The 26,567-nt window shown below is 65.2% G+C and carries 26 protein-coding genes; 20 read left to right on the top strand and 6 right to left on the bottom strand.

Annotated elements, in window-relative coordinates; all coding sequences use genetic code 11:
- From QY049_RS32655 to fixL, 4 genes are all read right to left on the bottom strand, one after another.
- Window positions 1-684 carry a helix-turn-helix domain-containing protein gene (locus QY049_RS32655; protein ID WP_258762634.1) on the bottom strand — a complete coding sequence of 228 codons (684 nt, stop codon included), beginning with the start codon at window positions 682-684 and terminating at the stop codon, window positions 1-3.
- Window positions 685-787: 103 nt separating this feature from the next.
- The gene (locus tag QY049_RS32650; protein WP_194477083.1) at window positions 788-1,213 is read right to left on the bottom strand and encodes a response regulator; all 426 of its coding nucleotides are present in this window, start codon (window positions 1,211-1,213) and stop codon (window positions 788-790) included.
- A gap of 44 nt (window positions 1,214-1,257) precedes the next feature.
- Window positions 1,258-1,875, bottom strand: coding sequence for a response regulator FixJ (gene fixJ, locus QY049_RS32645; RefSeq protein ID WP_194477082.1), 618 nt, complete (start codon window positions 1,873-1,875; stop codon window positions 1,258-1,260).
- A 3-nt stretch (window positions 1,876-1,878) separates the two neighbouring features.
- Window positions 1,879-3,396 (bottom strand): sensor protein FixL, encoded by a 1,518-nt coding sequence (fixL, locus tag QY049_RS32640; protein ID WP_258762633.1) that lies wholly within the window; start codon window positions 3,394-3,396, stop codon window positions 1,879-1,881.
- Window positions 3,397-3,595: 199 nt separating this feature from the next.
- Between fixL and QY049_RS32635 the strand changes: the two genes are divergently transcribed.
- From QY049_RS32635 to QY049_RS32580, 12 genes are all read left to right on the top strand, one after another.
- A complete protein-coding gene (locus QY049_RS32635) occupies window positions 3,596-4,426 on the top strand; it encodes a universal stress protein (RefSeq protein WP_258762632.1) in 831 nt (276 codons plus the stop codon).
- A gap of 38 nt (window positions 4,427-4,464) precedes the next feature.
- Complete coding sequence (locus QY049_RS32630; protein WP_194477079.1) at window positions 4,465-4,890, top strand: HPP family protein; 426 nt, start codon at window positions 4,465-4,467, stop codon at window positions 4,888-4,890.
- 212 nt (window positions 4,891-5,102) lie between these two features.
- Window positions 5,103-6,752 (top strand): cytochrome-c oxidase, cbb3-type subunit I, encoded by a 1,650-nt coding sequence (gene ccoN, locus QY049_RS32625; RefSeq protein ID WP_258762631.1) that lies wholly within the window; start codon window positions 5,103-5,105, stop codon window positions 6,750-6,752.
- Window positions 6,753-6,762: 10 nt separating this feature from the next.
- Window positions 6,763-7,497, top strand: a complete 735-nt coding sequence (gene ccoO / locus QY049_RS32620) for a cytochrome-c oxidase, cbb3-type subunit II (RefSeq protein ID WP_258762630.1) — start codon at window positions 6,763-6,765, stop codon at window positions 7,495-7,497.
- A 14-nt stretch (window positions 7,498-7,511) separates the two neighbouring features.
- Window positions 7,512-7,676: a CcoQ/FixQ family Cbb3-type cytochrome c oxidase assembly chaperone gene (locus tag QY049_RS32615; RefSeq protein ID WP_027528922.1), complete on the top strand. Its 165-nt coding sequence runs from the start codon at window positions 7,512-7,514 to the stop codon at window positions 7,674-7,676.
- 6 nt (window positions 7,677-7,682) lie between these two features.
- A complete protein-coding gene (ccoP, locus tag QY049_RS32610; RefSeq protein WP_258762629.1) occupies window positions 7,683-8,555 on the top strand; it encodes a cytochrome-c oxidase, cbb3-type subunit III in 873 nt (290 codons plus the stop codon).
- Window positions 8,556-8,676: 121 nt separating this feature from the next.
- Entirely contained in the window at window positions 8,677-10,143 is a 1,467-nt protein-coding gene (ccoG, locus tag QY049_RS32605; RefSeq protein WP_258762628.1) for a cytochrome c oxidase accessory protein CcoG, read from the top strand.
- Window positions 10,144-10,158: 15 nt separating this feature from the next.
- Window positions 10,159-10,641: a FixH family protein gene (locus QY049_RS32600; RefSeq protein WP_258762627.1), complete on the top strand. Its 483-nt coding sequence runs from the start codon at window positions 10,159-10,161 to the stop codon at window positions 10,639-10,641.
- 9 nt (window positions 10,642-10,650) lie between these two features.
- Window positions 10,651-12,840, top strand: coding sequence for a cation-translocating P-type ATPase (locus QY049_RS32595; RefSeq protein WP_258762626.1), 2,190 nt, complete (start codon window positions 10,651-10,653; stop codon window positions 12,838-12,840).
- Window positions 12,840-13,010, top strand: coding sequence for a cbb3-type cytochrome oxidase assembly protein CcoS (ccoS, locus tag QY049_RS32590; protein ID WP_258762624.1), 171 nt, complete (start codon window positions 12,840-12,842; stop codon window positions 13,008-13,010). The genes QY049_RS32595 and ccoS overlap by 1 nt, the downstream gene beginning before the upstream one ends.
- A gap of 128 nt (window positions 13,011-13,138) precedes the next feature.
- Window positions 13,139-14,281, top strand: coding sequence for a patatin-like phospholipase family protein (locus QY049_RS32585; RefSeq protein WP_258762623.1), 1,143 nt, complete (start codon window positions 13,139-13,141; stop codon window positions 14,279-14,281).
- A 71-nt stretch (window positions 14,282-14,352) separates the two neighbouring features.
- On the top strand, window positions 14,353-15,303 hold the full coding sequence (locus QY049_RS32580; RefSeq protein ID WP_258762622.1) for an oxygenase MpaB family protein: 951 nt from the start codon (window positions 14,353-14,355) through the stop codon (window positions 15,301-15,303).
- A gap of 162 nt (window positions 15,304-15,465) precedes the next feature.
- Here the strand turns inward: QY049_RS32580 and glgA are convergent, their stop codons facing one another.
- Window positions 15,466-16,881: a glycogen synthase GlgA gene (glgA, locus tag QY049_RS32575; protein WP_258762621.1), complete on the bottom strand. Its 1,416-nt coding sequence runs from the start codon at window positions 16,879-16,881 to the stop codon at window positions 15,466-15,468.
- A 183-nt stretch (window positions 16,882-17,064) separates the two neighbouring features.
- Here glgA and QY049_RS32570 point away from each other — a divergent pair, with 183 nt between their 5' ends.
- The 8 genes from QY049_RS32570 to QY049_RS32535 all read left to right on the top strand — a co-directional run bounded on the left by QY049_RS32570 (window position 17,065) and on the right by QY049_RS32535 (window position 26,061).
- On the top strand, window positions 17,065-18,249 hold the full coding sequence (locus tag QY049_RS32570; protein WP_258762620.1) for a CaiB/BaiF CoA-transferase family protein: 1,185 nt from the start codon (window positions 17,065-17,067) through the stop codon (window positions 18,247-18,249).
- Window positions 18,250-18,388: 139 nt separating this feature from the next.
- On the top strand, window positions 18,389-19,933 hold the full coding sequence (locus QY049_RS32565; RefSeq protein ID WP_258762619.1) for an ABC transporter substrate-binding protein: 1,545 nt from the start codon (window positions 18,389-18,391) through the stop codon (window positions 19,931-19,933).
- 7 nt (window positions 19,934-19,940) lie between these two features.
- Window positions 19,941-20,891 (top strand): ABC transporter permease, encoded by a 951-nt coding sequence (locus QY049_RS32560; protein WP_194477067.1) that lies wholly within the window; start codon window positions 19,941-19,943, stop codon window positions 20,889-20,891.
- Window positions 20,878-21,750 carry an ABC transporter permease gene (locus QY049_RS32555; RefSeq protein WP_258762618.1) on the top strand — a complete coding sequence of 291 codons (873 nt, stop codon included), beginning with the start codon at window positions 20,878-20,880 and terminating at the stop codon, window positions 21,748-21,750. The genes QY049_RS32560 and QY049_RS32555 overlap by 14 nt, the downstream gene beginning before the upstream one ends.
- On the top strand, window positions 21,747-22,739 hold the full coding sequence (locus tag QY049_RS32550; protein ID WP_258762617.1) for an ABC transporter ATP-binding protein: 993 nt from the start codon (window positions 21,747-21,749) through the stop codon (window positions 22,737-22,739). The genes QY049_RS32555 and QY049_RS32550 overlap by 4 nt, the downstream gene beginning before the upstream one ends.
- Window positions 22,736-23,707 (top strand): ABC transporter ATP-binding protein, encoded by a 972-nt coding sequence (locus QY049_RS32545; protein ID WP_309493926.1) that lies wholly within the window; start codon window positions 22,736-22,738, stop codon window positions 23,705-23,707. Before QY049_RS32550 ends, QY049_RS32545 begins: the two co-directional genes overlap by 4 nt.
- A gap of 80 nt (window positions 23,708-23,787) precedes the next feature.
- Complete coding sequence (locus tag QY049_RS32540) at window positions 23,788-24,855, top strand: alcohol dehydrogenase (protein WP_194477063.1); 1,068 nt, start codon at window positions 23,788-23,790, stop codon at window positions 24,853-24,855.
- 126 nt (window positions 24,856-24,981) lie between these two features.
- On the top strand, window positions 24,982-26,061 hold the full coding sequence (locus QY049_RS32535) for an isocitrate/isopropylmalate dehydrogenase family protein (RefSeq protein WP_258762616.1): 1,080 nt from the start codon (window positions 24,982-24,984) through the stop codon (window positions 26,059-26,061).
- A gap of 43 nt (window positions 26,062-26,104) precedes the next feature.
- Here the strand turns inward: QY049_RS32535 and QY049_RS32530 are convergent, their stop codons facing one another.
- Window positions 26,105-26,392 carry a hypothetical protein gene (locus tag QY049_RS32530; protein ID WP_194477061.1) on the bottom strand — a complete coding sequence of 96 codons (288 nt, stop codon included), beginning with the start codon at window positions 26,390-26,392 and terminating at the stop codon, window positions 26,105-26,107.
- Window positions 26,393-26,567 lie beyond the last annotated feature (175 nt).

Genomic DNA, 26,567 nt, shown 5'->3' with positions numbered 1-26,567 from the left:
TCAGGCGTCGAGATTGTGCAGGCGCTGACGGTTGCGCAGCACGATCTGGCGGGCGCCGGAGAAACCGAGGATGCCCTGGCTGTGAAGCTGCGACAGCGCGCGCGACACGGTCTCGAGCGTCAGGCCGAGATAATCGCCGATGTCGCGGCGGCACATCGGCAGCGCCATCATGCCGGCAACGGCAAGGCGGCGATCCATTTCGAGCAGGAAGGTCGCGACCCGCTCCATGGCGGTCTTGCGGCCCAGGAGAAGCATGTGGTCTTCGGCGTGGCGCAACTCGCCGGCGGTCATGGCCCAGAGCTTGCGGGCGACCTGCACGTCGGTGCCGGCGGCCTTCTCCAGGCTCGCTCGCTTCACCAGGCGCACGTTGGTGTCGATGATGGCTTCGGCAGCGAGGCGGTGGGCGGCGCCGGATTCGAGACCGAACACATCGCCGGGAAGGTGGAAGGCGCCGATCTGGCGGCGACCGTCGGAGAGAAGCTTGTAGGTACGGACCGCGCCGGCGACGACTTGGTAGACATATTCGGCCGGCTCATCCTCACCATAGATCTCCTCGTCCTTGCGGTAGGAGAATTCGGTGGCGACCAGGCCGACATGGCCGGTGATCGCACCGAACTGGTCGGAGACGGGAAGGGCCGGGGCAATCTTGCCACCGATCTGGGTGTTGAGCGTCTGGGTCAGCATCTGCGCCATCTCCGTTGTGATGACGCTTTCCTACGCGGTATCGGGTGCTGCGAAAATTTCGCGAGATATCTTAAGGAGGGTTACCTACGTAGAACCCCGTAGGTCAGTTGCCGCGGCGGGCGTGGATGGCGTGGCGGATGCGCTTGACCAGGTTTTCGTCGAGAAGTGGCTTCAAAATCACGTCTTTTACGCCTGCGGCGGCGGCTCGCGCCGAGATGTTCCCGTCGGGATAACCGGTGATCAGGATCACAGGGATGTCGCTATCCGACAGGCGCAGCCGGCCGGCGAGCTCGATGCCGTTGATGTCGGGCATCTTGTAGTCGATCACGTAGCAGTCCGCGCCGGGCAAGCTCGTCGCGTTGAGCAGCGCCGTGGCGTTCCGGAACGTCCGCACGGCGAAGCCGTCGGTTTCCAGCAGGAAGCGCAGCGATCCCAGCACGGCATCATCATCGTCGACCACGTAGACGATGGGCTGTGCTGATGATGTTGCCATGGGCAGCCGCTGATGGTGCGAGCCGATCTCGATCATGGCGATTGACTAGCACGGCCGGAGAATTTCGATCTTGACCTGCCTCAATCCTTGAGCATGCCGGCGCGCATCGCCAGCCGCACCAGTTCTGACAGGCTGGCCGCCTGCATCTTGGTCATGACGTTGGCGCGGTAGACCTCGATCGTCCGCGGGCTGATGTCGTACTCTCGGGCGATCAGCTTGTTGGAGAGGCCCGCGATCAGTCCCTCCATCACCTGGCGCTCCCTGGGGCTCAGGGAGGCGACGCGGGCGGCGATGTCCTGCGTGACGGCTCCGTTCCGCGCGGCCGGCTCGGCCTGGCGGATCGCCGCTTCGATCATGGCGATCAGACGATCGTCCTCGAACGGCTTTTCGAGAAAGTCGACTGCGCCGTGCTTCATTGCTTCCACCGCGAGCGGCACGTCGCCATGCCCGGTCATGATCAGGATGGGGAACGGACTTTGCTGCGCTTTCATCCGTTTCAGCAATTCGATCCCGTCGAGTCCCGGCATGCGTACGTCGGACACGACGCAGCCGAAGGCCAGGTCGGGCAGAGAGGCCAGGAAGGCCTGCGCATCGTCGAAGAGCGTAACGCCGAAGCCGGAGGAATCCAGCAGGAAGTTCAGCGAGTCCCGCATCGCCTCGTCGTCATCGATGACGTAAACATGTCCCTTGGTGGTCATTGGTCAGGTCTCGTCGGCTGCCGGCAGTGTGAAGCGGAATGTCGCACCGCCCGATGCGTTGCTCTCGGCCACCATGCGGCCGCCGTGAGCTTCGATGATCGAGCGGCTGATCGACAATCCTACCCCCATTCCGGTCTCTTTGGTGGTGAAGAAAGTCTGGAACAGATTTGGAACGACATCGTCCTGGAAGCCGGAACCGGTGTCGGACACCTCGACCTCGATCATGTCGTCACCAACGCTTCTGTTGGCAACGACGAGCTCGCGCCGCGGCGATTGTGCCATCGCTTCAAGCGCGTTGCGGAACAGATTGACCAGAACCTGCTGGATCTGCACCCGGTCGGCGAGGACGAAGTCGGCGCCGGGATCAAGATTGAAGCGGAGCTGCACGTTCTGCTCACGCGCACCCGCAAGGCCGAGCGCGCCGGCCTCCTCGATCAGCTTCGACAGGCTCTCGACCCGCTTCTCGGATTCGCCGCGGGAGACGAAGTCGCGCAGGCGGCGAATGATCTGGCCGGCGCGCAGCGCCTGCTCCGAGGCGCGATCCAGCGCGCTCTCGATCTTCGCAATGTTGGGATCGGTGCTGCCGGCGAGCAGCCGTCGCGATCCCTTCATGTAGTTGCTGATCGCCGCCAAGGGCTGGTTGATCTCGTGGGCGAGCGCGGAAGCCATCTCGCCCATCGCCGTCAGCCGCGAGACATGGACGAGCTCGGACTGCAGCTCCTGGAGCCGCGCCTGGGTCTTCTGATGCTCGGTGAGATCGCGGACGAAGCCGGTGAAATACGGCTCGCCGCCCGACTGCATCTCGCCGATCGACAGATGCATCGGGAATGTCGTGCCGTCGCGGCGCTTGCCGGTGACGATACGGCCGATGCCGATGATGTGCGGATCGTTGGTCGAGCGATAGCGCGCGATGTAGCTGTCGTGGCGGGTGCGGTCCGGCTCCGGCATCAGGATGTTGACGTTCTGGCCGATCGCCTCCTGCTCGGACCAGCCGAACAGGCGCTCGGCAGCGGTGCTGAACAGCTGCATGATACCGCGGCCGTCGATGACGATCATGGCGTCGGGAATGGTGTGCAGGATGGAGCGGAGATGGGTTTCGCGCGTGCGCAGCGCTTCCTCGACCTGCTTCTCTTCGTCGATGTCCAGGAAGATTCCGCTCAGATGCCGCGCGAGGCCGGCATCATCCCGGATCAAGCCGGCGCGGGCCCTGATCCATTTGCCGCGGTCGGACGTTCCGGCAATCCTGAAAGAGACGTCGAAGCCGCCGCCGCGCGCGATGACCTGGCTGATCGCAGCCTCGACGCGCGCGCGGTCCGCGGGCGCGAGACGCGACAGGAAGAGATCGTAGCTGGCCGGCTGGTCCCGCTCGATCCCGAGCAGCATCCGCGCGGTCTCCGACCATTCCAGCTCGCGCGTCGTGAGGTCGAGATCCCAGGTGCCGACGCCGAACCCTTCGATCCGGACCCGGAAATGCTCGCCGCGATGATCGTCCGGCGGATGCGTTACACGGGTCGGCGACAAATGCTTGCTCCCATTCTGGCGGCGAGACGCCGCGAACCTGCCGGTAATTTCGCCCAAGGCCGCTCCGGAGGCAAGTTCCGATCTCTGTTTTCGTTGACGGATTCCCCCCTTCGCGGCGCGGGGCGATTTGATCTATCTCATTCTGCCGCGCCGCTGCGGGCTTAGACTTTAATGGAAGCTCATCGCAGCGGAGATTCTCATGACTTACGCGACCGTGATGGTCAGCCTGGCGCTGGACCAGCCCAATGATGCGCGCCTTCAGGTCGCCGGCGAACTCGCCGAGCGGTTCGAGGCGGCCATCGTCGGGATCGCCGCGGCGCAGTTCGCCTCGCCGCTCTATTTCACCGATGGCGTCGAGGCCCAGCGACTGATCGATCAGGAGGAGACCTCGGTCAGGCGGCGCCTTGCCGATCTGGAGGCGGAATTCCGCGCCGCGACGAAGACGCGCGGCGGGCGTGCGGAATGGCGCAGCGCCCTGGATTTTCCCGGCCGGTTCGTGCTGGCGCAGTCGCGCTGCGCCGACATCCTTGTCAGCGGCGGAGAGAGCCCGGCCTTCTCCGATGCCTTCTCGCTGGTTAGCCCCAAGGATCTGGTGATGCAGGCCGGCCGGCCGCTTCTGGTCGTCCCTGACCGAATCAACTGGCTCGATCTGCGCAGCGTGCTGGTGGCCTGGAAGGACACGCCCGAGGCCCGGCGCGCGGTGGCTGACGCGCTGCCGATGCTGCGCAAGGCCAGGGATGTCGTCGTGGTCGAGATTCCGGAAGAGGGCGATGACCGTTCGGCAGCGATGGTGCAGGTCAGCGACGTTGCGGCCTGGCTCGCCCGCCACGGTATCACCGCGACCGCGCGCGTCCCGGAGGCGGGGAGCGAAGCCGCCGCCGTCCAGCTGGAGAGGATCGCCGGTGACGTCGGCGCCGGTCTGATCGTCGCGGGCGCCTACGGTCACTCCCGCTTTCGCGAGTTGATCCTTGGCGGCGTTACTCAACATCTGGTCACGCAAACCGCCCGCTGCGTGCTGCTGTCGCACTGATGCTCGGCCGGTACAGAACGAATTGATGAGGACGCGCCGTGTACAAATTCCTTGAGCAGACCGTCGACGGCTACATGACACGCGGCGTCAGGACGGTGACGCGCGACCTCGACATGCTCGCGCTCAGCGAGATGTTCGAGCAGGACGATTTCAACTCCTACCCGGTCGCGGACGACGGCCAGGTCGTCGGCATCGTCACGAAGTTCGACATCCTGAAGTGCTTTGCCTTCACGCCGAGCCAGATGCTGCCGCGCTATCACGACCTGATGAGCCGCAAGGTCGGCGACGTGATGACGCCGGAGTTCATCTATGTCAGCCCCGATACGCGGCTGACGCGCGTGCTCCAGATCATGGTCGAGCACCGCATCCGCAGCATCATCGTGCTCGACAGCGCCCAGAAGCTGGTCGGGATCATCGCGCGCGAAGACGTCATCGCGGCGCTGAAGGCGACCGCAAACGATTGACGAACCGTCCTTGAATCCCGCTCTTCCGACCCCCGTGATGTCACGGAGGCGGCGGCACGCCTGGTGTTCGGCGAAGTACCCAAGCGGTTGATATCGCTTTCCGATCAGCGAAAGCCGCACATTGACAGAAATCCATCTTTCTTGATTTCAATCAATTCCCCGCGAGGTTGAATGTGGTTTCTGGCGGCGTGTTCTTTCAGAGAGAATCCGCGATGCCCCAGCCCTCGATCTCCAAAACCATGACGACAGGCGAAAGCGGCCTGGCGCTCATATTCGCGGTCACCGCCTTCCTGTGCCTGGTGGCCTCGGCCAAGGCGCTCGATGCGCCGTTCGCCTTCCACGCCGGGCTGAGCGCAGCGGCGAGCCTGGCCGCGGTGTTCTTCATCATCAACCGCTATTACGATCGTCCGGCGGCGCTGCCGCCCGCGGAGATCAATGGTCGCCCCAACTACAACTTGGGTCCGATCAAGTTCTCCTCCTTCATGGCGATGTTCTGGGGCATCGCGGGCTTCCTGGTCGGGCTCATCATCGCCTCGCAGCTGGCCTGGCCCGCATTGAATTTCGATCTGCCCTGGATTCAATTCGGCCGCCTGCGGCCGCTGCACACTTCGGCCGTGATCTTTGCCTTCGGCGGCAATGTGCTGATCGCCACGTCCTTCTACGTCGTGCAGAAGTCCTGCCGCGCGCGGCTGGCCGGCGATCTCGCGCCCTGGTTCGTCGTGCTCGGCTACAACTATTTCATTCTGATCGCCGGCACCGGCTATCTGCTCGGCGTCACCCAGTCCAAGGAATATGCCGAGCCGGAATGGTACGCCGACCTCTGGCTGACCATCGTCTGGGTCACCTATCTGCTCGTCTTCCTGGGCACGATTCTCAAGCGCAAGGAACCGCACATCTTCGTTGCGAACTGGTTCTATCTCGCCTTCATCGTGACGATCGCGGTTCTGCATCTCGGCAACAACCCCGCGCTGCCGGTGTCGGTCTTCGGCTCGAAGTCCTACATCGCCTGGGGCGGCATCCAGGATGCAATGTTCCAGTGGTGGTACGGCCACAACGCGGTCGGCTTCTTCCTGACCGCCGGCTTCCTCGCGATCATGTACTACTTCATTCCGAAGCGCGCGGAGCGACCGATCTATTCCTACCGGCTCTCGATCATCCACTTCTGGGCGCTGATCTTCCTCTACATCTGGGCCGGTCCGCACCATCTGCACTACACGGCGCTGCCCGACTGGACGCAGACGCTCGGCATGACCTTCTCGATCATGCTGTGGATGCCCTCCTGGGGCGGCATGATCAACGGCCTGATGACGCTGTCGGGCGCCTGGGACAAGCTGCGCACCGACCCCGTCCTGCGCATGCTGGTCGTTTCCGTCGCCTTCTACGGCATGTCGACCTTCGAAGGGCCGATGATGTCGATCAAGGTGGTGAATTCGCTCAGCCACTACACCGACTGGACCATCGGCCACGTGCATTCCGGCGCGCTCGGCTGGGTCGGCTTCGTCTCCTTCGGCGCGCTGTACTGCCTGGTGCCGTGGGTGTGGAATCGCAAGGGGCTCTACAGCCTGAAGCTGGTCAACTGGCACTTCTGGATCGCGACGCTCGGCATCGTTCTCTACATCTCGGCGATGTGGGTGTCCGGCATCCTCCAGGGCCTGATGTGGCGTGCCTACACCCCGCTCGGCTTCCTCGAATATTCCTTCATCGAGACCGTCGAGGCGATGCATCCCTTCTACGTCATTCGTGCCGCTGGCGGCGCGCTGTTCCTGATCGGCGCGCTGATCATGGCCTACAATCTCTGGATGACGGTTCGCGTCGGCGAGCAGGAAGTCCAGATGCCCGTCGCTCTTCAGCCGGCGGAATGAGGAGCTTCCCATGTCGTTCTGGACACGCCACCAAGTCTTCGAAAAGAACTCGATCATTCTGGTCGTCGGCATCCTGCTGGTGATCGCGATCGGCGGTCTCGTCGAGATCACGCCGCTGTTCTACCTCAAGAGCACGATCGAGGTGGTCGACGGAGTCAGGCCCTACACGCCGCTGGAGCTTGCGGGGCGCAACATCTACGTCCGCGAAGGCTGCTATCTCTGCCATTCGCAGATGATCCGTCCCCTGCGCGACGAGGTCGAGCGCTACGGCCACTTCTCGCTCGCCGCCGAGAGCATGTTCGACCACCCGTTCCAGTGGGGCTCGAAACGCACCGGTCCCGATCTTGCCCGCGTCGGCGCCAAATATTCCGACGACTGGCACGTCACCCATCTGACCAACCCGCGCGCGATCGTGCCGCAATCGGTGATGCCGGGCTATCCCTTCCTGGCTCGGACGGAAGTCGATCCGGACACGATCGCCGACCATATGCGCACGCTACGGACCGTCGGCGTTCCCTACACCGACGACCAGATCGCCAACGCGGCCGCCGACATGAAGGCCCAGGCCGATCCCGACAATGCCGGCGCCGACGCCTTCACCAAGCGCTACGCCAAGGCCGTCGTGCGCAATTTCGACGGCAAGGCCGGTACGCCGACGGAGATGGATGCGCTGATCGCGTACCTGCAGATGCTCGGCACGCTGGTCGACTTCAAGCTCTACAACGAGAAAGCCAATCTTCGCTGAGAAGGCATCCACCGATGAAAGCCATCCTGACACTCGACAATCTCGCGTCCGGTCTCGTGACCACGATCTGGACGCCGGTCTTCGTCGCGATCTTTCTCGCGATCATCGCCTACGCATTTTGGCCCCGCAACAAGGCCGCGTTCGACGAAGCGGCGAGCCTGCCGCTGCGGGAGGAGTGAGAGATCATGACCGATCATAGCGAAATCGATTCCGTCACCGGCAGGGCCACGACCGGGCATGAGTGGGACGGCATCAAGGAGCTCAACACGCCGCTGCCGCGCTGGTGGGTGATCTGCTTCTACCTCACCATCGTCTGGTCGATCGGCTACTGGGTCGTCTATCCGGCCTGGCCGCTGATCTCCAGCAACACCACCGGCCTGTTCGGCTATTCCTCGCGCGCCGACGTCGCGGTCGAACTCGCCAATCTCGAGAAGATCCGCGGTGACAAGATGGCCGCGCTGGGCGCGGCCTCGCTCGCCGACATCGAGAAGGATCCGGCCTTGCTGGCGCTCGCCCGTGCCAAGGGCAAGACCGTGTTCGGCGACAATTGCGCGCCGTGCCACGGCTCGGGCGCGGCCGGTGCCAAGGGCTTTCCGAACCTGAACGACGACGACTGGCTGTGGGGCGGTACCCTCGACCAGATCATGCAGACGATCCAGTTCGGCGCGCGATCCGGACACGCCAAGACCCATGAGGGCCAGATGCTGGCCTTCGGCAAGGACGGCGTGCTGAAGCCGGACGAGATCGTCACGGTCGCCAACTACGTGCGCTCGCTGTCGGGGCTCTCCACCCGGAAGGGCTATGACCCCGCCAAGGGCGAGAAGATCTTCGCGGACAATTGCGTCGCCTGCCACGGCGATGGCGGCAAGGGCAACCAGGAACTCGGTGCGCCCAACCTGACCGACAAGATCTGGCTCTACGGCTCCGACGAGGCGACCCTGATCGAGACCATCAGCCAGGGCCGCGCCGGCGTCATGCCGGCCTGGGAGGGGCGACTCGATCCGTCGACCATCAAGGCGATGGCGGTGTACGTCCACTCGCTGGGCGGCGGAAAATAGCCGGAAAAGCGTCGATCGGCGGCTGGCGGGGGCGAACAAATTCGCCCCCGCTTGCGCTGGATCAACTGGCCCAGCGGCGTCGGGTCTAGGTTTAATCGCACCTCCTGAGGCGACCTGAGCGATGAACAAGACCGTGAACCCGAAAGACCTCACATCCGATGATGACGTTGGGCCGCTCTACGCGGCTCGCAAGAAGGTCTATCCCCAGAGCGTCCAGGGCACCTTCCGCCGGATCAAATGGGGCCTGATGGCGTTCTGCCTCGGCGTCTACTACTTCCTGCCCTTCGTGCGGTGGAATCGCGGTCTCGGTGCGCCCAGCCAGGCGGTGCTGATCGATCTGCCCAACAGCCGCTTCTATTTCTTCTTCATCGAGCTGTGGCCGCAGGAAGTCTACTACTTTACCGGCCTTCTGATCGTCGCCGCGGTGGCGCTGTTCCTGATGAACTCGGTCGGCGGCCGCATCTGGTGCGGCTATCTCTGCCCGCAGACGGTCTGGACAGACCTGTTCTATGCGGTCGAGCGCCTGATCGAGGGCGACCGGCGGGAGCGGATGAAGAAGGATGCGTCGACCGATCCGATGAAGCTCGAGCGCATCTCCGAGATCGTGCTCAAGCATTCGATCTGGCTGCTGATCGCCTGGTGGACCGGCGGCGCCTGGGTGCTCTACTTCAACGACGCGCCGACCCTGGTGAAGGAGCTCGTCACCTTCCAGGCGCCGATGATCGCCTATGTCTGGATCGGCATCCTCACCGCAACGACTTACGTGCTGGCCGGCTACATGCGCGAGCAGGTCTGCACCTATATGTGCCCGTGGCCGCGCATCCAGGCCGCGCTCACCGACGAATGGGCGCTCAACGTCACCTATCGCTACGATCGCGGCGAGAAACGCACTTCGGTGAAGAAGGCCGCGGAGCTGCGCGCGCTCGGCGAGCAGGTCGGCGACTGCGTCGACTGCTACCAGTGCGTCGCGGTGTGCCCGACCGGCATCGACATCCGCAACGGGCCGCAGCTCGAATGCATCCAGTGCGGGCTCTGCATCGACGCCTGCGACAACGTCATGGCCAAGATCGGCCGGCAGAAGCGGCTGATCGGCTACGACAACGACATCAACATCCAGCGCCGCCAGGAAGGCAAGGCGCCGATCTATCGCATCGTCCGCCCCCGTACAATTGCCTATAGCGCGATCATCGCCGCGGTCGGCGGCATCATGATCTACGTGCTGGCGACCCGCACGTTGCTCGACATCAACGTGCTGCACGACCGCAATCCCGTTGCGATCAAGCTCAGTGACGGCTCGATCCGCAACGCCTATACGGCCCGGCTTCTGAACAAGAGCGGACATGACCGCGTCATCGCGATCGATATCGACGGCCCGGCGAACGCGACGATCCATGTCGTCGGTGCCGACTCCGTGACGCCGGACAGGCCGATGATCGTGATCCCGCGCGACTCCACCAGTGAGCTGCGCCTGCTCGTCACCGCACCCGCCGAGAGCAATCCGGAGAAGTCGATCCCGGTTCACTTCCACGTCACCGATATCGGGCTCGGCGAGGCCGCCTCCACCACCGACAATTTCGTCGCGCCGTAAGAGCAGGAGAATCAAATGGCCAAGCCGCTGACCGGAACCAAGGTGTTCCTGATGCTGGTCGCTTTCTTCGGCGTCGTGATCGGCGTCAACGTCACCATGATGAAGCTGGCGATCGCGACGTTGCCCGGTACCGATGTCGACAGCCCCTATGCGGCGGGTCTCGCCTATGACCGCGAGATCTCGGCAGCGCACGACCAGGCCGCGCGCAAATGGAAGGTGAATGCGCATATCGAGCGGCGCGCCGACGGCAATGCCGTGCTTCAGGTCGAGGCGCGCGACGCGGCAGGACGGCCGCTGAGCGGATTGAAATTTGGCGGCCGCCTGGAACGGCCGACCGACAAGCGCGCCGACCTCGACGTCGATCTCGCGGAGGCCGGCGTCGGCATCTATCGCGGCAATGCCGCTTCCGTCGCGCCGGGTCAGTGGGATCTCGTCATCGAGGGTGATGCGAAGGGTGAGCGCGTGTTCCTGTCGCGCAATCGCGTGATCCTGAACTGAGGTCGCGCCATGCAGGTGTCACGGGATTTCTCCCACTATGTCCGGGCCGCGGGCGCGGGGCTCAAGCATATCGATCTTGCGGTCGAGGGCGTCCACTGCGCCGGCTGCATGGCCAAGATCGAGCGCGGTCTGTCCGCCATTCCCGACGTGACGCTGGCGCGGGTGAACCTCACCGACCGGCGTGTTGCGCTGGAATGGAAGGAGGGCACGCTGGATCCCGCCCGCTTCATCGATCGGCTCGAGGAGCTCGGCTACAAGGCCTATCCTTACGAGACCGAGAGCGCCGAGGCGACGGAGGTCGCGGAATCGCGCTTCCTGCTGCGCTGCCTCGGCGTCGCCGCGTTCGCCACCATGAACGTGATGATGCTCTCGATACCGGTGTGGTCGGGCAACGTCTCGGACATGCTGCCCGAACAGCGCGATTTCTTCCATTGGCTGTCGGCGCTGATCGCGCTGCCGGCGGCGGCCTATGCCGGCCAGCCGTTCTTCCGCTCCGCCTGGCGGGCGCTGTCGAACAAGACCACCAACATGGACGTGCCGATCTCGATCGGCGTGTGCCTCGCGCTCGGCATGTCCGTGGTCGAGACCATCCATCACGCCGAGCATGCCTATTTCGATGCGGCGATCATGCTGCTGACCTTCCTGCTCGTCGGCCGCTTCCTCGACCAGAACATGCGCCGGCGGACCCGGGCGGTTGCCGGCAATCTTGCCGCGCTGAAGGCCGAGACGGCGGCGAAGTTCGTGGGGCCCGACGAGATCTCGCAAGTGCCGGTTGCCGCGATCCATCCCGGTGACATCGTGCTGCTGCGGCCCGGCGAGCGCTGCGCGGTCGACGGCAGCGTGATCGAGGGGCGTTCCGAGATCGACCAGAGCCTGATCACCGGTGAAACCTTGTACGTCACGGCGGAGCAGGGCACGCCCGTCTACGCGGGCTCGATGAACATCTCCGGCACGCTGCGGGTGCGGGTCTCGGCAGCGTCGGAGGCGACGCTGCTGGCCGAGATCACCCGGTTGCTCGACAACGCGCTCCAGGCACGCTCGCGCTACATGCGGCTCGCCGATCGCGCCTCGCGGCTCTATGCGCCGGTGGTGCATGCGACTGCGCTCATCACGATTCTGGGCTGGGTCGTTGCCGGCGCGAGCTGGCATGATGCCGTCGTCACCGGTGTCGCGGTGCTGATCATCACTTGTCCCTGCGCGCTCGGACTCGCGATCCCCACCGTGCAGACGGTGTCCTCGGGTGCGATGTTCAAGGCCGGTGTGCTGCTCAATTCCGGCGATGCCATCGAGCGCCTCGCCGAAGCCGATCACGTCATCTTCGACAAAACGGGTACGCTGACGCTGCCCGATCTCGACGTGACCAATGCGGCCGATATCCCCGCCGACATTCTTGAACTCGCCGGCAGGCTCGCGCTGTCGAGCCATCATCCCGTCGCCGCCGCCGTGGCGCAGGCCGCTGGTGCAAAGGTGCCGATCATGGGCGCCGTCGAGGAGGCCGGGCAGGGCGTTCGCGCAATGGTCGATGGCGTCGAGCTTCGCCTGGGCCGCCCGTCCTTCTGCGGCGCAGAAGCGCTGGTCGCCGGCGCCTCGCTTGATCCCGAAGCGTCCGTCGTGGCCTTCGGCAAGGGCAAGGAAAAATTCATCCTGTCGGTGCGCCAGGGTCTGCGTCCGGATGCGCAGGCCGTGATCGCGGCGCTGAAGGATCGCAACATCGGCATCGAGATCCTGTCCGGCGACCGCGAGCCGGCGGTGATCGCAGCGGCCCATGCGCTCGGCATCGCCGAATGGCGCGCCGGCGTCACGCCCGCGGACAAGATCGCACGCATCGAGGAGCTGAAACGGCGCGGCGCAAAGGTGCTGATGGTCGGGGACGGCATGAACGATGCGCCCTCGCTCGCGGCGGCCCTTGTCTCGATGTCGCCGATCTCGGCCGCGCATCTGAGCCAGGCCACCGCCGATCTCGTCTTCCTCGGCCGGCCTCTGGCCCCGGTCGTCGCCGCCGTCGATTCCGCGCGCAAGGCGCTGCATCTGATGCGGCAGAATCTCTGGCTTGCGATCGGCTACAACGTGCTGGCTGTGCCTCTTGCGATCAGCGGCGTGGTGACGCCCCTGATTGCGGCAGCCGCCATGAGCGGGTCCTCGATCTTGGTGATGCTGAACTCGCTGCGCGCCCGCAGCGCCTCGCGGGAGATCGTGTGATGGAGATCCTGGTCATCCTTGTGCCGTTGGCGCTGTTGCTCGGCCTCGCCGGCCTCGCCGCCTTCCTCTGGTCGCTCCGCAGCGGCCAGTATGACGACCTCGATGGCGCCGCCTGGCGCGCCATCGCCGACGACGATCCTCCGCCGCAAGAGGCGCCGGCAAAGCGTTAACGCATCCTCGGTTCCGCGGCTTTCCGCACCCCTTCCCGGACGATGCTTGCTGGACGGCCGATGGTCGTCGGGCGTAACAATGCCGGAGGATTTTGCGTAAGGCTCTCTGGAGCAGGAGTGCGACGGGCATGCAGGGAAATGCCGGGGTGTGCAGGCCCAAGGACCTGCCGGGACAGATCGTGCTGGTGCTGCAAGGCGGCGGTGCGCTCGGCGCCTATCAGGCGGGAGTCTACCAGGCCCTGCACGAGGCCGGCATCGAGCCGGATTGGGTGATCGGCACCTCGATCGGCGCCATCAATGCGAGCCTGATCGCCGGCAATGCGCCGGAAAACCGGCTCGCGCGCCTGCGGGAATTCTGGAAGCGGATGGAGCAGAAGCCTGCCTGGCCCCTGCTTACGGGTATTCCCGGCTTCGACGACATGCTCGGCTATTGGTCGACCGTTACCCACGGCATTGCCGGCTTCTTCCAGCCCAATCCGCTGGCGCATGCCGGCGAATCCTTCCCGCTTGGCGCCGATCAGGCCGGCTATTATTCGACCGCGCCGCTGGAGAGCACGCTGCGCGAGCTCGTCGATTTCAGCATCGCCAATTGCGGCGCGCCGCGCCTCACGGTCGGTGCTGCGCATGTCGGCTCGAGCCAGATGCGCTATTTCGACAGCCGCGACTGCGAGCTGACGGTGAAGCACGTCATGGCGTCGGGGGCGCTGCCGCCGGCCTTTCCGGCGGTGCGCATCGAGGGCGAGCTCTATTGGGATGGCGGCATTCTCTCGAATTCGCCGACGGAAGCCGTGTTCGACGATAATCCGCGCCGGAACTCGCTGATCTTCTCCGTGCATCTGTGGAATCCCGTCGGGGCCGAGCCGACCACGATGGGCGAGGTCCTGACCCGCCACAAGGACGTGCAATATTCCAGCCGGATCGCGAGCCAGATCGAGCGCCAGCAGCAGGCCCATCGCTTGCGCCACGTCATCAACCAGCTTGCGGCACGATTGCCGGAGAGCGAGCGCGACGATCCCGCGGTGAGGGAGTTGATCGGCTATGGCTGCTCGACCCGCATGCACGTGGTGCGCCTGCTGGCCCCGCAGCTCGAACGCGAGAGCCACACCAAGGACATCGACTTCAGCCCGTCCGGCATCATGCAGCGCTGGGACGCCGGCTATGCGCATACGAGGTCGGTGCTCGCGCGCGCGCCGTGGATCGGCGAATTCGATCCGCTGTCGGGCGTGGTGCTGCACGAGCATATCGACGAGATGCCGCTGGCTGCGGAATAGGGCCCGCTTCATCGAATTGCCACGGGCCTTGCGGATCGTCGGCTCCGGTCTACCGTCGAAAGGCTCCGCACGTGGTGTCTGCAACCGATCTGGAATTGGCTCTCGATCGCGTCCGCGCTTGTGCAGCGGGACCGGTTCCCGGTGTGTTCGGTCCTGATGCAGTGACCTGGCGGATCGACCGGGAGGCCGTGATCTTTCTCGGCGCCGGCCGTGCGCTGCTGCTTCAGCTCGCGCATCCCTGGGTCGCGGCCGCCATCGCCGAGCACTCCAGGACCCTTGCCGATCCGATCGGCCGCTTCCATCGTACCTTCGACATCGTCTTTGCAATGGTGTTCGGCTCGCTCGACCGGGCCATGCTGTCGTCGCGGCAACTGCACCGGCGCCACAGCATGATCGTCGGCGAGATGCCTGTTGCCGTCGGACCCTTCGCGGCCGGCTCGCGCTACTGCGCCAACGACATCCCGTCGCTGCGGTGGGTTCATGCCACGCTGGTCGAGACCGCGCTGATGGCGCACGATCTGGTGCTGCCGCCGCTCTCTGTTGAAGAGCGCGAACGCTACTGGGCCGAGAGCCGGACCTTTGGTGCGTTGTTCGGCCTGGCGGGGGACGATCTGGCCGCCGACTGGTCCGGCTTTGCGGCGCATATGACGGCGATGGCGCAGTCCGACACGCTGACCGTCAGCCCGGCCGCGCGCGAGATCGCCGCGCAGATTTTTGGCGGCGCGCGTCCATGGCTGCGTCTGCCGCGATGGTATCGCGCGCTCACGGCGAGCCTGCTGCCGGAGCGCCTGCGCGAAGGTTTTGGTTTTGAGCTGGATGCGCGCGACAAGGAGGCAGCCGACAACGCGCTCCGTTGGATACGGCGCATCTATCCGAAATTGCCCGATCGGCTGCGCTATGTCGGCCCCTATCAGGAAGCGCAGGCGCGCCTGCGCGGCGAGCCGCAGCCCGATTGGATGACGCGTGGTCTCAATCGGCTTTGGATCGGCCGGTCGCAGATGGATGTACGCGGGAAAGGGTGAGGGCAAATCCATCATCCGTGTGTCCCGGACAAGCTGCAAGGCGTGAGCGTTGCGGCGCAGAGCCGGGAAGCCGCGAACTCCGGTGTGAGACGGGCTCCGGCTCAGCAGCGCACCGTCGAAGAGACGCTGCGCTGCGTCCGGAGCACGAGAGAATGCGCAGCCTCACACCGCCGCCAGCTTCCGGTACAGTGCGTTGTAGCTTCCCGCCGAGATGCTCCAGGAGAACGACCGGCCCATGGCGCTGCGGCGCATGGTGTCGAGCTGGTCATGGGCCATGAAGGCGGCGAAGGCGCGACGGACGCCGCCGAGGAAGGACTCGTGCGAGGGTTTTGAGAACAGGAAGCCGGTCTCGCCGTCGGTGATGGTCTCGGCAAGGCCGCCGGTCTGGTGGCCGATCGGCAGCGAGCCGAAGCGCTGGGCGTACATCTGGCTCAGCCCGCAGGGCTCGAACCGCGACGGCATCAAGGTGAAATCGCTGCCGGCGAAGATCCGCCGGGCCTGGGCCTCGTTGAAGCCAATGGTGACGCCGATGGCGTCGGGGCGGCGGCGATGCGCGTCGATCAGCGCCTGCTCGAGCGCGGGCTCGCCGGAGCCGGTGACCACGATCTGTCCGCCGGCATCGATGATCTCGTCGGCGGCCGACAGCACGAGGTCGATGCCCTTCTGGTGCACGAGGCGTGCGACGATCGCGAACATCGGGCCGCGCGAGACGGCGAGGCCAAACTGCTTGCGGACGTAGTCCGCATTAGCCTTCTTGCCGACCCAATCGCCGGCGCCGAATTGCTGCGCGAGCTGTGCGCAGGAGCGCGGGTCCCAGCTCTCGTCGATGCCGTTGAGAATTCCGGTCAGCTCGGACGCATCGGAACGGATGCGGAGCAGGCCTTCGAGGCCGCAACCGAATTCTTCCGTGGTGATCTCGCGCGCATAGGTGCCGCTGACGGTGGTGAGATGCGAGGCATAGACGAGGCCGGCTTTGAGGAAAGAGAGCTGGTCGTAGAACTCGACGCCGTCGATGTGGAAGGAGCTTTCGGGGACGCCGATCCGCCGCAGCGAGTCCTTCGGGAAGAGACCCTGATAGGCGAGGTTGTGGATGGTCAGGATCGACGGCAGCCTGGCGCCTTGCCAGGCGAGGTAGGCCGGCACCAGAGAGGCTTGCCAATCGTTGGCATGGATCAGGTCTGCTGCCCAATTCTTGTCCAGCTTGCCCATGGCAAGCTCAGCGGCCGCCGAGGCAAAGCGCGCGAAGCGGATATCGTTGTCGGGCCAGTCGCGCCCGGCTTCGTCGCCGTAGGGGTTGCCGGGCCGGTCGTAGAGTTGTGAGCACAGCAGCACGTAGACCGGCAGGCCGTCCTTGGTCGCGGCGCGGCCGAGCGAGCAGGCGGGCATTTCCGCGAACGCGGGGCAGCGCCCAACGATCTGAATATGCGTGAGTTGCTCGATGATGTCGCGATAGCCGGGCAGCATGATCCGGATATCGGCGAGGGGGCGGAGCGCTCGGGGAAGGGCAGCAGAAACGGCACCAAGTCCGCCGACGCGGACGAAGTCGTCCATCTCTGTCGTGACGAACAAGACCCTCAAGAACTGCTGCCCTCATCCGATCCCGATTGCTGCTATGCAAGATCGGGTCCAGTTGCCCCTGGAAATCTCGAGCCCCCCACGAGACGCGCCGGTTCGGTAAAGACTTTCCTACTCAGGCGCCGCCATCTAGGGTCGGCGCACCAACAAGAGAGAACAACTATAGTTCCTACGGGGCGGCCAGGGATGCAGCTATCAGATAAGCACGAAGACACGACGACAAAGCCCTTCGCCGGCCTGCGCGTCCTGGATTTCTCGACCACCATCGCCGGCCCCCATTGCGCTCGGATGCTCGCCGACATGGGCGCCGAAGTCATCAAGATCGAGAGCGATGGCGGTGAGACGATGCGTACGCGGCCGCCGCTGCGCAAGGGCTGCAGCACCGTGTTCGGCCAGCTCAATGTCGGCAAGAAGAGCGCGGTGTTCGACCTCAAGTCCGAGGACGGCAAGGAGGCGGTCCGCCGGTTGGTCGCGACTGCTGACGTTCTGGTCGAGAATTTTCGGCCGGGCGTGATGCGCCGGCTGCGGCTCGACTACGACAGCCTCCGCCCGGTCAATCCGAAACTGATCTACTGCTCGATATCGGGCTATGGCCAGACCGGTCCCTCGGCCGAGTTGCCGGCCTATGCGCCGGTGATCCATGCCGCGTCCGGCTACGACATGGCGCATCTCGCCTATCAGCCCGGCCGCGACAGGCCGGATTATTGCGGCATCTACCATGCCGATGTCGTGACCGGCACCTACGGCTTTGGCGCGATCGCATCCGCGCTCTATCAGCGCACGGTAACCGGGCTCGGCCAGCACATCGACGTCTCCATGCTGGAGTCGATGCTGACGCTGACCGTGATCGAGTTGCAGAGCTCGCAATTTGCGGTGAAGCCGCCGCCACGTCCGATGTTCGGCCCGACCGAGACCGCCAACGGCTTCGTCATGATCACGGTCGCCAGCGAGAAGACTTTTCAGGGTTTGATGGGTGTGATCGGCCGCCCTGAGTGGATCACTGATGCACGCTTCTCGTCCTACGCTCCGCGGCGCGAGAACTGGGCCGACATGATGGATGGCGTCGAGGCGTGGTCGAAGCGGCTCACGACTGATGCATGTCTGGTCGCCTTGAGCACCGCCGGCGTGCCGGCCTCAGCCTATCGCACCATCAAGGAGGCTCTCGCCGATCCGCAGCTCGCGCACCGGCAGGCGCTCTCGTCGGTGGAAGATGGAGGCGGCTCGTTCAGGGTGCTCAATCTGCCGTTCCGGATGACCGGCGCCGACACCTCGCCAGGCGAGACCATGGCCGCGCTTGGCGAGCACACGCGCGGACTGCGCGAGGAGATCGGCCTCGGCGACGTTGCGCCAATTCCGTCAGGCAAAACATAAGCGACGAACTGAGCTCGTTGCGCTGCGCACATGCGGCATCGAACCTCGCGTGTTCCTCTTGCCGAGGCGCGCGATTCTCGCCAATCTCGCCGGTGTCATCAGCGATCCGAAACATCGGACGAGGATCCCGGGAGGAACCATGACGAACATTGCTGCTGCGGCGTGCAAGCGCGCGCCCATTTTCCTTGTTGCGGCATTTGCGCTCCTTCCGCTCGCTGAGCCCGCGCAGGCGCAGAAGCAGGGCGGTAGCATCACCGTGGGGCTGGAGCTCGACGTTCCCGGATTTGATCCGCTGAAGGTCGGCGTGTACGACGCGGCCGCGCTCACCCCGGCAGCCGCCATCTTCGACACGCTGACCTATCTCGACGACAAGGGTGAGGCGCAGCCCAAGCTTGCGCTGTCCTGGACGCATTCGGACGACTTCAAGACCTGGACGTTCAAACTGCGCCCCGGCGTCAAGTTCCACGATGGCACGCCGTTCAACGCCGAGGCTTACAAGGCCAATTTCGACCGGCAGAAGGATCCCGCCAACAAGTGCCGGTGCGCGTTCTACATCGCTGCAGTCAACAGCGTTCAGGCGCCCGACGAGCTGACGGTCGTCGTCAATCTGAACGATCCCTCGGTGAATTATCCGACGCTGGTATCCTACCCCAACCAGAACGCGGCGGTGCATTCGCCGACTGCCTGGAAGACCAAGGGCGACGATTATAATCGCAATCCCGTCGGCACAGGGCCTTACATCCTGAAGTCGTGGACCGCCGGCGACCGCATGGTTCTGGAGAAGAACCCCGACTATTGGGACAAGGACAAGATCTATCTCGACCGCATCGTGCTGAAGCCGCTGCCGGATGCGCAGTCGCGCTTTGCGAGCCTGCAGTCGGGCGAGGCCGATCTCGTCTGGGACGACGAATATGACGCCGACAACATCCAGAGGGCGCAGAAGGATCAGAATCTGACCGTGCACGCTTACACGGGCTCCGGCGCGCAGGTCTACGCGTTCAACACCAAGACGCCGCCGTTCGACGACGTCCGCGTGCGTCAGGCGCTGGTGATGGCGATCGATCGCAAGAAGATGTCGCTGGCGATCACCAACGGGCTCGCCAAGCCCGCGAGCAATCCCTACGGCGAAGGTTCCTGGGTCAAGTGCAAGGACGACGGTGCGCTGCCGTTCGACGTCGCCAAGGCCAAGGCACTGATCCAGGAATACGGAAAGCCGGTCGAGTTTAAGACGATCGTCACGGCGACGCCGCGCGGTCGCGCCGTCGGCCAGGTGTTGCAGCAATTCTGGAAGAATGTCGGTGCCCGCATGGAGCTCGACCAGGTCGACCAGGCCACCATTCCGCCGCGCGCCTTCATGCGGCAATTCCAGCTAACGCCCTGGCGCATCGTCGACCTCGCCGATCCCGATCCGCAGATGTACGCCAATTTCCACACCGGCAGTCCGGTCGCGCTGGCGAACTACTCCAATCCGGAGCTCGACAAGCTCCTGGAGCACGCCCGTGTGACCGCCGAGGTCGACAAGCGCATTGAGGACTATTGCGCGGCCACGCGCCTGATCAACAAGGAAGCGATCTGGTTCTGGACCTTCCAGAACACCTACTACGCGGTTTCGAGCGCGAAGCTCAGAGGGTTGCCCAAGATGTACAGCGGCATGATCGACGTGTCCCGCGTCTGGAAGGAATAGCCCGCGCATGGCCGTCTTCGTTGCGCGCCGCCTCCTCTATGTCGTGCCGGTATTGCTCGCGGTCTCGCTGCTCACCTTCCTGATCGCCTCGCTGCTGCCGGGCGACCTCGCCTATGTCATCCTCGGCGACCAGGCGACGCCCGAGAAGGTCGAGGCGCTTCGTCACGATATGGGCCTCGACCAGCCGATCTGGTGGCGTTATCTGAGCTGGCTCGGCCACGTCATCCAGGGTGACTTCGGCCGCTCGTTCCGCACCGGGCAGACGGTACTGCAGGCGGTGGCCGAGCGCGTGCCGGTCTCGATCGAGCTGATGCTGTTCGCCGAGCTTATCGGGCTTGCGATCGGCGTTCCGCTCGCGATCGCCTGCGCGGCGCGCGCCGGCGGCGCGTTCGACCGCCTCATGACCGGCACTGCGTTCGCCGCCTTGTCGGTGCCATCGTTTCTCGCCGCAATCCTGCTGATCTATTTCTTCGCGGTCGAGCTGCGCTGGCTGCCGGCGACCGGCTATGTGCCGTTCACCGAGGAGCCGCTGGCGAATTTGCGCTTCTTCGTGCTGCCGGCGCTGACCTTGGGGCTCGCCGAATGGCCCGGCATCATGCGCGTCCTGCGCTCCGACATGATCGCGACCTTGCAGGAGGACTATATCGCGCTCGCCAAGGCCAAGGGCTTGAAACCCTCGCGCATCCTGTTCGTGCATGCGCTCAAGCCATCGTCGCTGACGCTGGTGACGGTGACCGGCATCAATATCGGTCGCCTGATCGGCGGTACGCTGATCGTCGAGTCGATTTTCGCGCTGCCGGGCATCGGCCGGCTCCTGGTCGGCGCGATCTACACCCGCGACCTCATCATCCTCCAGGGCGTGGTGCTGCTGGTCGCCTGCGGTTTCGTGATCGTGAACTTCGTCGTCGACATGCTCTACGCCGTCCTCGACCCCAGGATTCGCCATGGCCACGCTTGAGCTCTCGCTTCCCGAGGAGGCAGTCCCTGCGACCGTGCGCCGGAGGCGACGGCTCGGCCTGTTGTTCTGGATCGCGATCGGCTGGCTCGGCCTCATTCTGGCGCTTGCAATCCTGGCGCCGATGTTGCCGCTGCCGAGCCCGACCGACATGGACATGCTGGAGCGCCGCGCGCCGTTCTCGGCCGAGCATTGGTTCGGCACCGACGGGTTCGGCCGCGACGAGCTCGCACGCCTCGTCTATGGCGCGCGGGTCTCGCTGACGGTCGGGCTGATCGCGCCGATGATCGGCCTCGGCATCGGTGGCGCGCTGGGCCTGCTTGCCGGCTATTTCCGCGGCCGGTTCGAGACGCTGGTGGTCGGCAGCATGGATGTGCTGCTGGCCTTTCCGCCGTTGATCTTTGCGCTCGCGGTAACGGCCTATCTCGGCCAGTCCATTCCCAATCTCACCGTGATCCTCGGCGTGCTCGGCATTCCCGCCTTCATGCGGGTGGCGCGCGCGGCGACGCTGTCGCTGGCGCGGCGCGAGTTCGTGATCGCGGCCGAGGCGCTCGGCGCCAGCCATGCGCGCATCCTGCTGCGCGAGCTGCTGCCGAACGTGATCCTGCCGTTGCTGGCGTTCTTACTGCTCGGCGTCGCGGTCACCATCGTGGTCGAGGGCGCGCTGTCCTTCCTCGGGCTCGGCGTGCCGCCGCCGATGGCGAGCTGGGGCAGCATGATCGGCGAGGGGCGCGACAGCCTCGACGTCGCGCCGCGGCTGGCCTTCCTGCCCGCGGCGGGGCTGTTCCTGACCGTGCTGGCCTTCAACCTCGTCGGCGACACCATGCGGGCGCTGACCGACCCGCGTCAGGGGGCGCTGTGAGTACGCCGCTACTGACCATCGAGGACGTCGCGGTGGAGCTGCCGACCCCGCGCGGCAATTTGCGCGCCGTCGATCGTGTCGATCTGTCGCTGGCAGCGGGCCGCACGCTCGGCATCGTCGGCGAATCCGGCTGCGGCAAGACCATGCTGTCGCGCGCCATCCTTCAGTTGCTGCCGAGGAAGGCGAGACTGACGGGGCGCGTGATGTTCGACGGCCAGGATCTGGTCCGGCTCGCGCCCGAAAGCCTGCGGCGCCTGCGGGCGCGCGACCTCGCGGTCGTGTTCCAGGATCCCATGACATCTCTCAACCCGGTGCTCACCATCGGCACCCAGTTGATGGAGACGATCCAGGAGCATCTCGAGCTCGACACGTCCGCCGCGAAGCAGCGCAGCATCGAGCTGCTGGCGGCCGTCGGCATTCCCGCGCCGGAGCAACGGCTCGCACAATATCCGCATCAATGTTCCGGCGGCATGCGCCAGCGCATCGCGATTGCGATCGCGCTGTCCTGCGAACCAAAACTGCTGATCGCGGACGAGCCGACCACCGCGCTCGACGTCACCATCCAGGCGCAGATCCTCGACCTGCTCGCGCGCGAGCAGCGCCGCCGCCACATGGCGATGATCATCATCACCCACGATCTCGGCGTCGTCGCCGGCCGTGCCGACGAGGTTGCGGTGATGTATGCGGGCAGGGTGGTCGAACGCGCGCCGACGCAGGCGCTGTTCAAGCGCATGCACATGCCCTACACCGAGGCGCTGCTGGCGGCGATCCCGAAGCTGGAGACGGCGCCGCATACGCCGTTGCCCGCCATATCCGGCCGTCCGCCCGATCCGACGCGGCCGTTGAAAGGCTGCTCCTTCGCGCCGCGTTGCCGCTATGTCGCAGGCTGCTGTCACGACGCCAAGCCGGAGTTGAAGAGCGCCGAGTTATCAGGGCATCTCTATGCCTGCTTCCACCCGATCCAGATGGCGGAAGGGATCGGCGCGTGATGCAGATGGCCTTGCACGATGCGCCGCTGTTGAACGTCGACAATCTCGTCGTCGAATATGGTCTCGGCAACAAGACCGTGCACGCCGTCTCCGGTGTCAGCCTTCACGTCGCGCGCGGCGAGACGCTGGGGCTGGTCGGCGAATCCGGCTGCGGCAAGTCGACGCTGGGGCGGGCGGTGCTGCAATTGCGCCGCGCCAAGTCCGGCCGCGTGCTGTTCGACGGCGAAGACCTGACGGCAATGGAAGGCGAGGCGCTGCGCAAGACGCGCCGCCGCGTGCAGCTGATCTTCCAGGATCCGATCGCCTCGCTCAATCCGCGCCGGCGCATTGGGGACATCGTCGCCGAGCCGCTGATCATCGCCGGTGTCAAGGATGCCGCCGAGCGCAAGCGGCGCGTGCACGAGGTGCTCGCTGCGGTCGGGCTCGATCCTGATCTCGTGGCGGGCCGGCTGCCGCACGAATTCTCCGGCGGCCAGTGCCAGCGCATCTGTATCGCCCGCTCGCTGGTGCTCAACCCCGAATTCATCGTCTGCGACGAGCCGGTCTCGGCGCTCGACGTTTCCATCCGCGCGCAAATCCTCAATCTGCTGGAGGAGATGAAGGCGCGCTTCGGCCTGACGCTGCTGTTCATCGCGCATGACCTTGCCGTGGTCAAGGCGGTCAGCGATCGCGTCGCGGTGATGTATCTCGGCCGGCTCTGCGAGGTCGGGCCGTCGGAGCAATTGTTCGCAAAGCCCGCGCATCCCTATACCAGGCTGCTGTTGCAGGCGATCCCGGTCCCCGATCCGGACGTGCGTCCGGCCGAAAGCGTGGCGACCGGCGAGCCGCCATCGCCGATTGCGCCGCCCTCCGGCTGCCGATTCCGCACCCGCTGCCCGCGTGCCGATCAGCGATGCAGCGCGGAGATGCCGGAGTTGCGTGAGGTCGCGCCCGGTCAGTTCGTGGCTTGCCACCATCCGCTGCCCTGAACTAAGACCGCTCCCTGGTTTGTCTCGCCATGCCACCCGTGGCATGGTGGCAAGTCGAAGAGTATGCCGGGAGGAGTCCGATGAAGAGTTTCAAGGTCGCCGATTTCAAGGCGCCGCTGCAGGAATTCGACGAGGCGACGCCGCAGCCCACGGGCACGCAGGTGCTGATCAAGGTGAAGGCCGCCGGCGTCTGCCACAGCGATCTCCACATATGGGAGGGCGGTTATGATCTCGGCCACGGCCGCAAGCCGCTGTCGCTGAAGGACCGCGGCATCAATCTGCCGCTGACCATGGGCCACGAGACCGTCGGCGAGGTGGTGGCGTTCGGACCCGACGTGAAACCGGCCGATCAGGCCGATCTCAAGCTCGGCGACGTCGGCCTGGTCTATCCCTGGATCGGCTGCGGCAAATGCGCGACGTGCCTCGGCGGTGACGAGAACATGTGCCTGACGCCGCGCTCGCTCGGCGTCTATTGCGACGGCGGCTATTCCGATCACATGCTGGTGCCGCATCCGCGTTATCTGCTCAATCTGAAGGGCCTCGATCCGGCTTCGGCAGCGCCATACGCCTGCTCGGGCGTCACCACCTACAGTGCACTGAAGAAGGTGGAGCAGTATTTTGATACGCCGATCGTGATGTTCGGCGCCGGCGGTCTCGGCCTGATGGCGCTGTCGCTTTTGAAGGCGATGGGCGGCAAGGGTGCGATCATGGTCGACATCGACGCCAGGAAGCGTGAAGCCGCCGAGAAGGCCGGAGCGCTCGCGACCGTCGATCCCAAGGCGCCGGATGCGCTGGAGCAGCTCGCGAAGAAAGCGGGCGGTCCGATCCGTGCCGTGATCGACCTCGTCGGCAATGCTGCGACGACGCAACTCGGCTTCGACTGCCTGACCAAGGGCGGCAAGCTCGTCATCGTCGGCCTGTTCGGTGGCGGCGCGACCTGGGCCTTGCCGCTGATCCCGATCAAGGCGGTGACGATCCAGGGAAGCTACGTCGGCAATTTGCGCGAGACGCAGGAGCTGCTCGACCTCGTCCGCGCCAAGAACGTGCCCCCGATCCCGGTGACGAGGGCGCCGCTCCACAAGGCCAACGACGCGCTGGTGCAGTTGCAGCAGGGCGCGGTGGTCGGGCGCACGGTGCTGACGCCGTAGTTTCCACTCCTTCCTCCGTCATCGCGAGCGGAGCGAAGCAATGCGGAATCCCTCAGCGGACACAGTCTGGATTGCTTTCTCGCTTCGCTCCTCGCACTGACGGGTTACACCTTTCTAGGAATCCTCATGTCCGCAAACAACGCCTTCCACATTGCCGTGCTCGCCGGTGACGGCATCGGTCCCGAAGTCATGGCGCCCGCGCTCGAAGTGCTGCGCAAGATCGAGACGAAGTCGGCCCTGAGCTTCCGCTTCACCGAGGCACCGGCTGGTGCCAACAATTATCTCGCGACGGGCAAGTCGATGCCTGACAGCACGATCAAGCTCTGCGAAGAGGCGGACGCGATCCTGCTCGGGGCCTGCGGCCTGCCGTCGGTGCGTTACCCCGACAATACCGAGATCGCGCCGCAGATCGAGCTGCGCTTCATCTTCGATCTCTATGCGGGCGTGCGGCCGGCGCGCCTCATTCCGGGCGTGCCGAGCCCGATCGTCGGTGCCGACAAGCGCGGGATCGATCTCGTCGTGATTCGCGAATCCACCGAGGGCCTGTTCGCCTCGATGGGCAAGGGCGTGGTCACACATGACGACGCGCGCGAGACCATGGTGATCACGCGCAAGACATCCGAACGGCTGTTCGAATTCTCGTTCCGCCTCGCCGAGCGGCGCAAGGCGCGCGGCAAGCCCGGCGCGCTCGCCTGCGTCGACAAGGCCAACGTGTTCAAGGCCTTTGCGTTCTTCCGCGGCATCTTCGACGAGATCGCCAGGAAGCATCCCGACGTGAAGACCGATCGCCTTTATGTCGACGCCTGCTCGGCAATGCTGGTCAAGCGCCCCTGGGATTTCGACGTGATGGTGATGGAGAACATGTTCGGCGACATCGTCTCCGACATCACCGCGAGCCTGATCGGCGGCCTCGGCATGGCCCCATCGGCCGACGTCGGCGACAAATACGCCGTGTTCCAGCCGTGCCACGGCACGGCGCCTGATATCATGGGGCAGGGCAAGGCCAATCCCACCGGCATGATCCTGTCTGCCGCGATGATGCTGGACTGGCTCGCCGACAAGCATGGCGTCGAGAGCGCGGCGGAAGCCGGCGAGCGGATCGAGCGCGCGGTCGACCAGATCTACGCTGGCGGCCTCAAGCCGATCGAATTCGGCGGCAGCAACGGCACGGCCGATATCACCAAGGCGGTGCTCGCGGCGCTGTAGCTCGTCGGGCCAAGAAAAAGGGGCCGCGCGGCCCCTTCAACACTTACCAGCGGTGCCAGTGGCGATGGCCCCAGCCCCACCGACGCGGGCCGTAACCGTAGAAGCGTCGCGGGCCGCCATAATAGCCATAGGCGCCGTAGTAGTTCGGGCGCCACCAGCAGCGGCCCCAGGCGTTGCAGACCATCCGCACCCGATCGACATTCGCGGCCGGGCCGCTTGCGACCTTGTCGGCTTGCGGAATGCCGTTGGGCATCGCTGCGAGCGCTTGTCCCGACGCCAGCGCCGCGCTGCCGAGGGCAGCCAGACCAAGAACAGCCAATTTGAGTTTCATCGCAATCTCCCTCGTTGGTGCCGGGAGAACCTGGGACAGATCAATTGGTTGCTATCGCGGCGCAAACCGGCGAGGAATTTAATCTTCGTGAATGAAGGTTCAGGTGGGCTGATCTACGGAGTTCCAAATTCGGGTCTGGAGGTCGCGCGTGATCTCTCGGCATCGTCATTGCTTC

The sequence above is a fragment of the Bradyrhizobium sp. WYCCWR 13022 genome (genome assembly GCF_030435535.1).
Taxonomy (GTDB): Bacteria; Pseudomonadota; Alphaproteobacteria; order Rhizobiales; family Xanthobacteraceae; genus Bradyrhizobium.
Note: the sequence above shows the minus strand (reverse complement) of the source record. Positions and strands in the feature narration are given on the sequence as shown.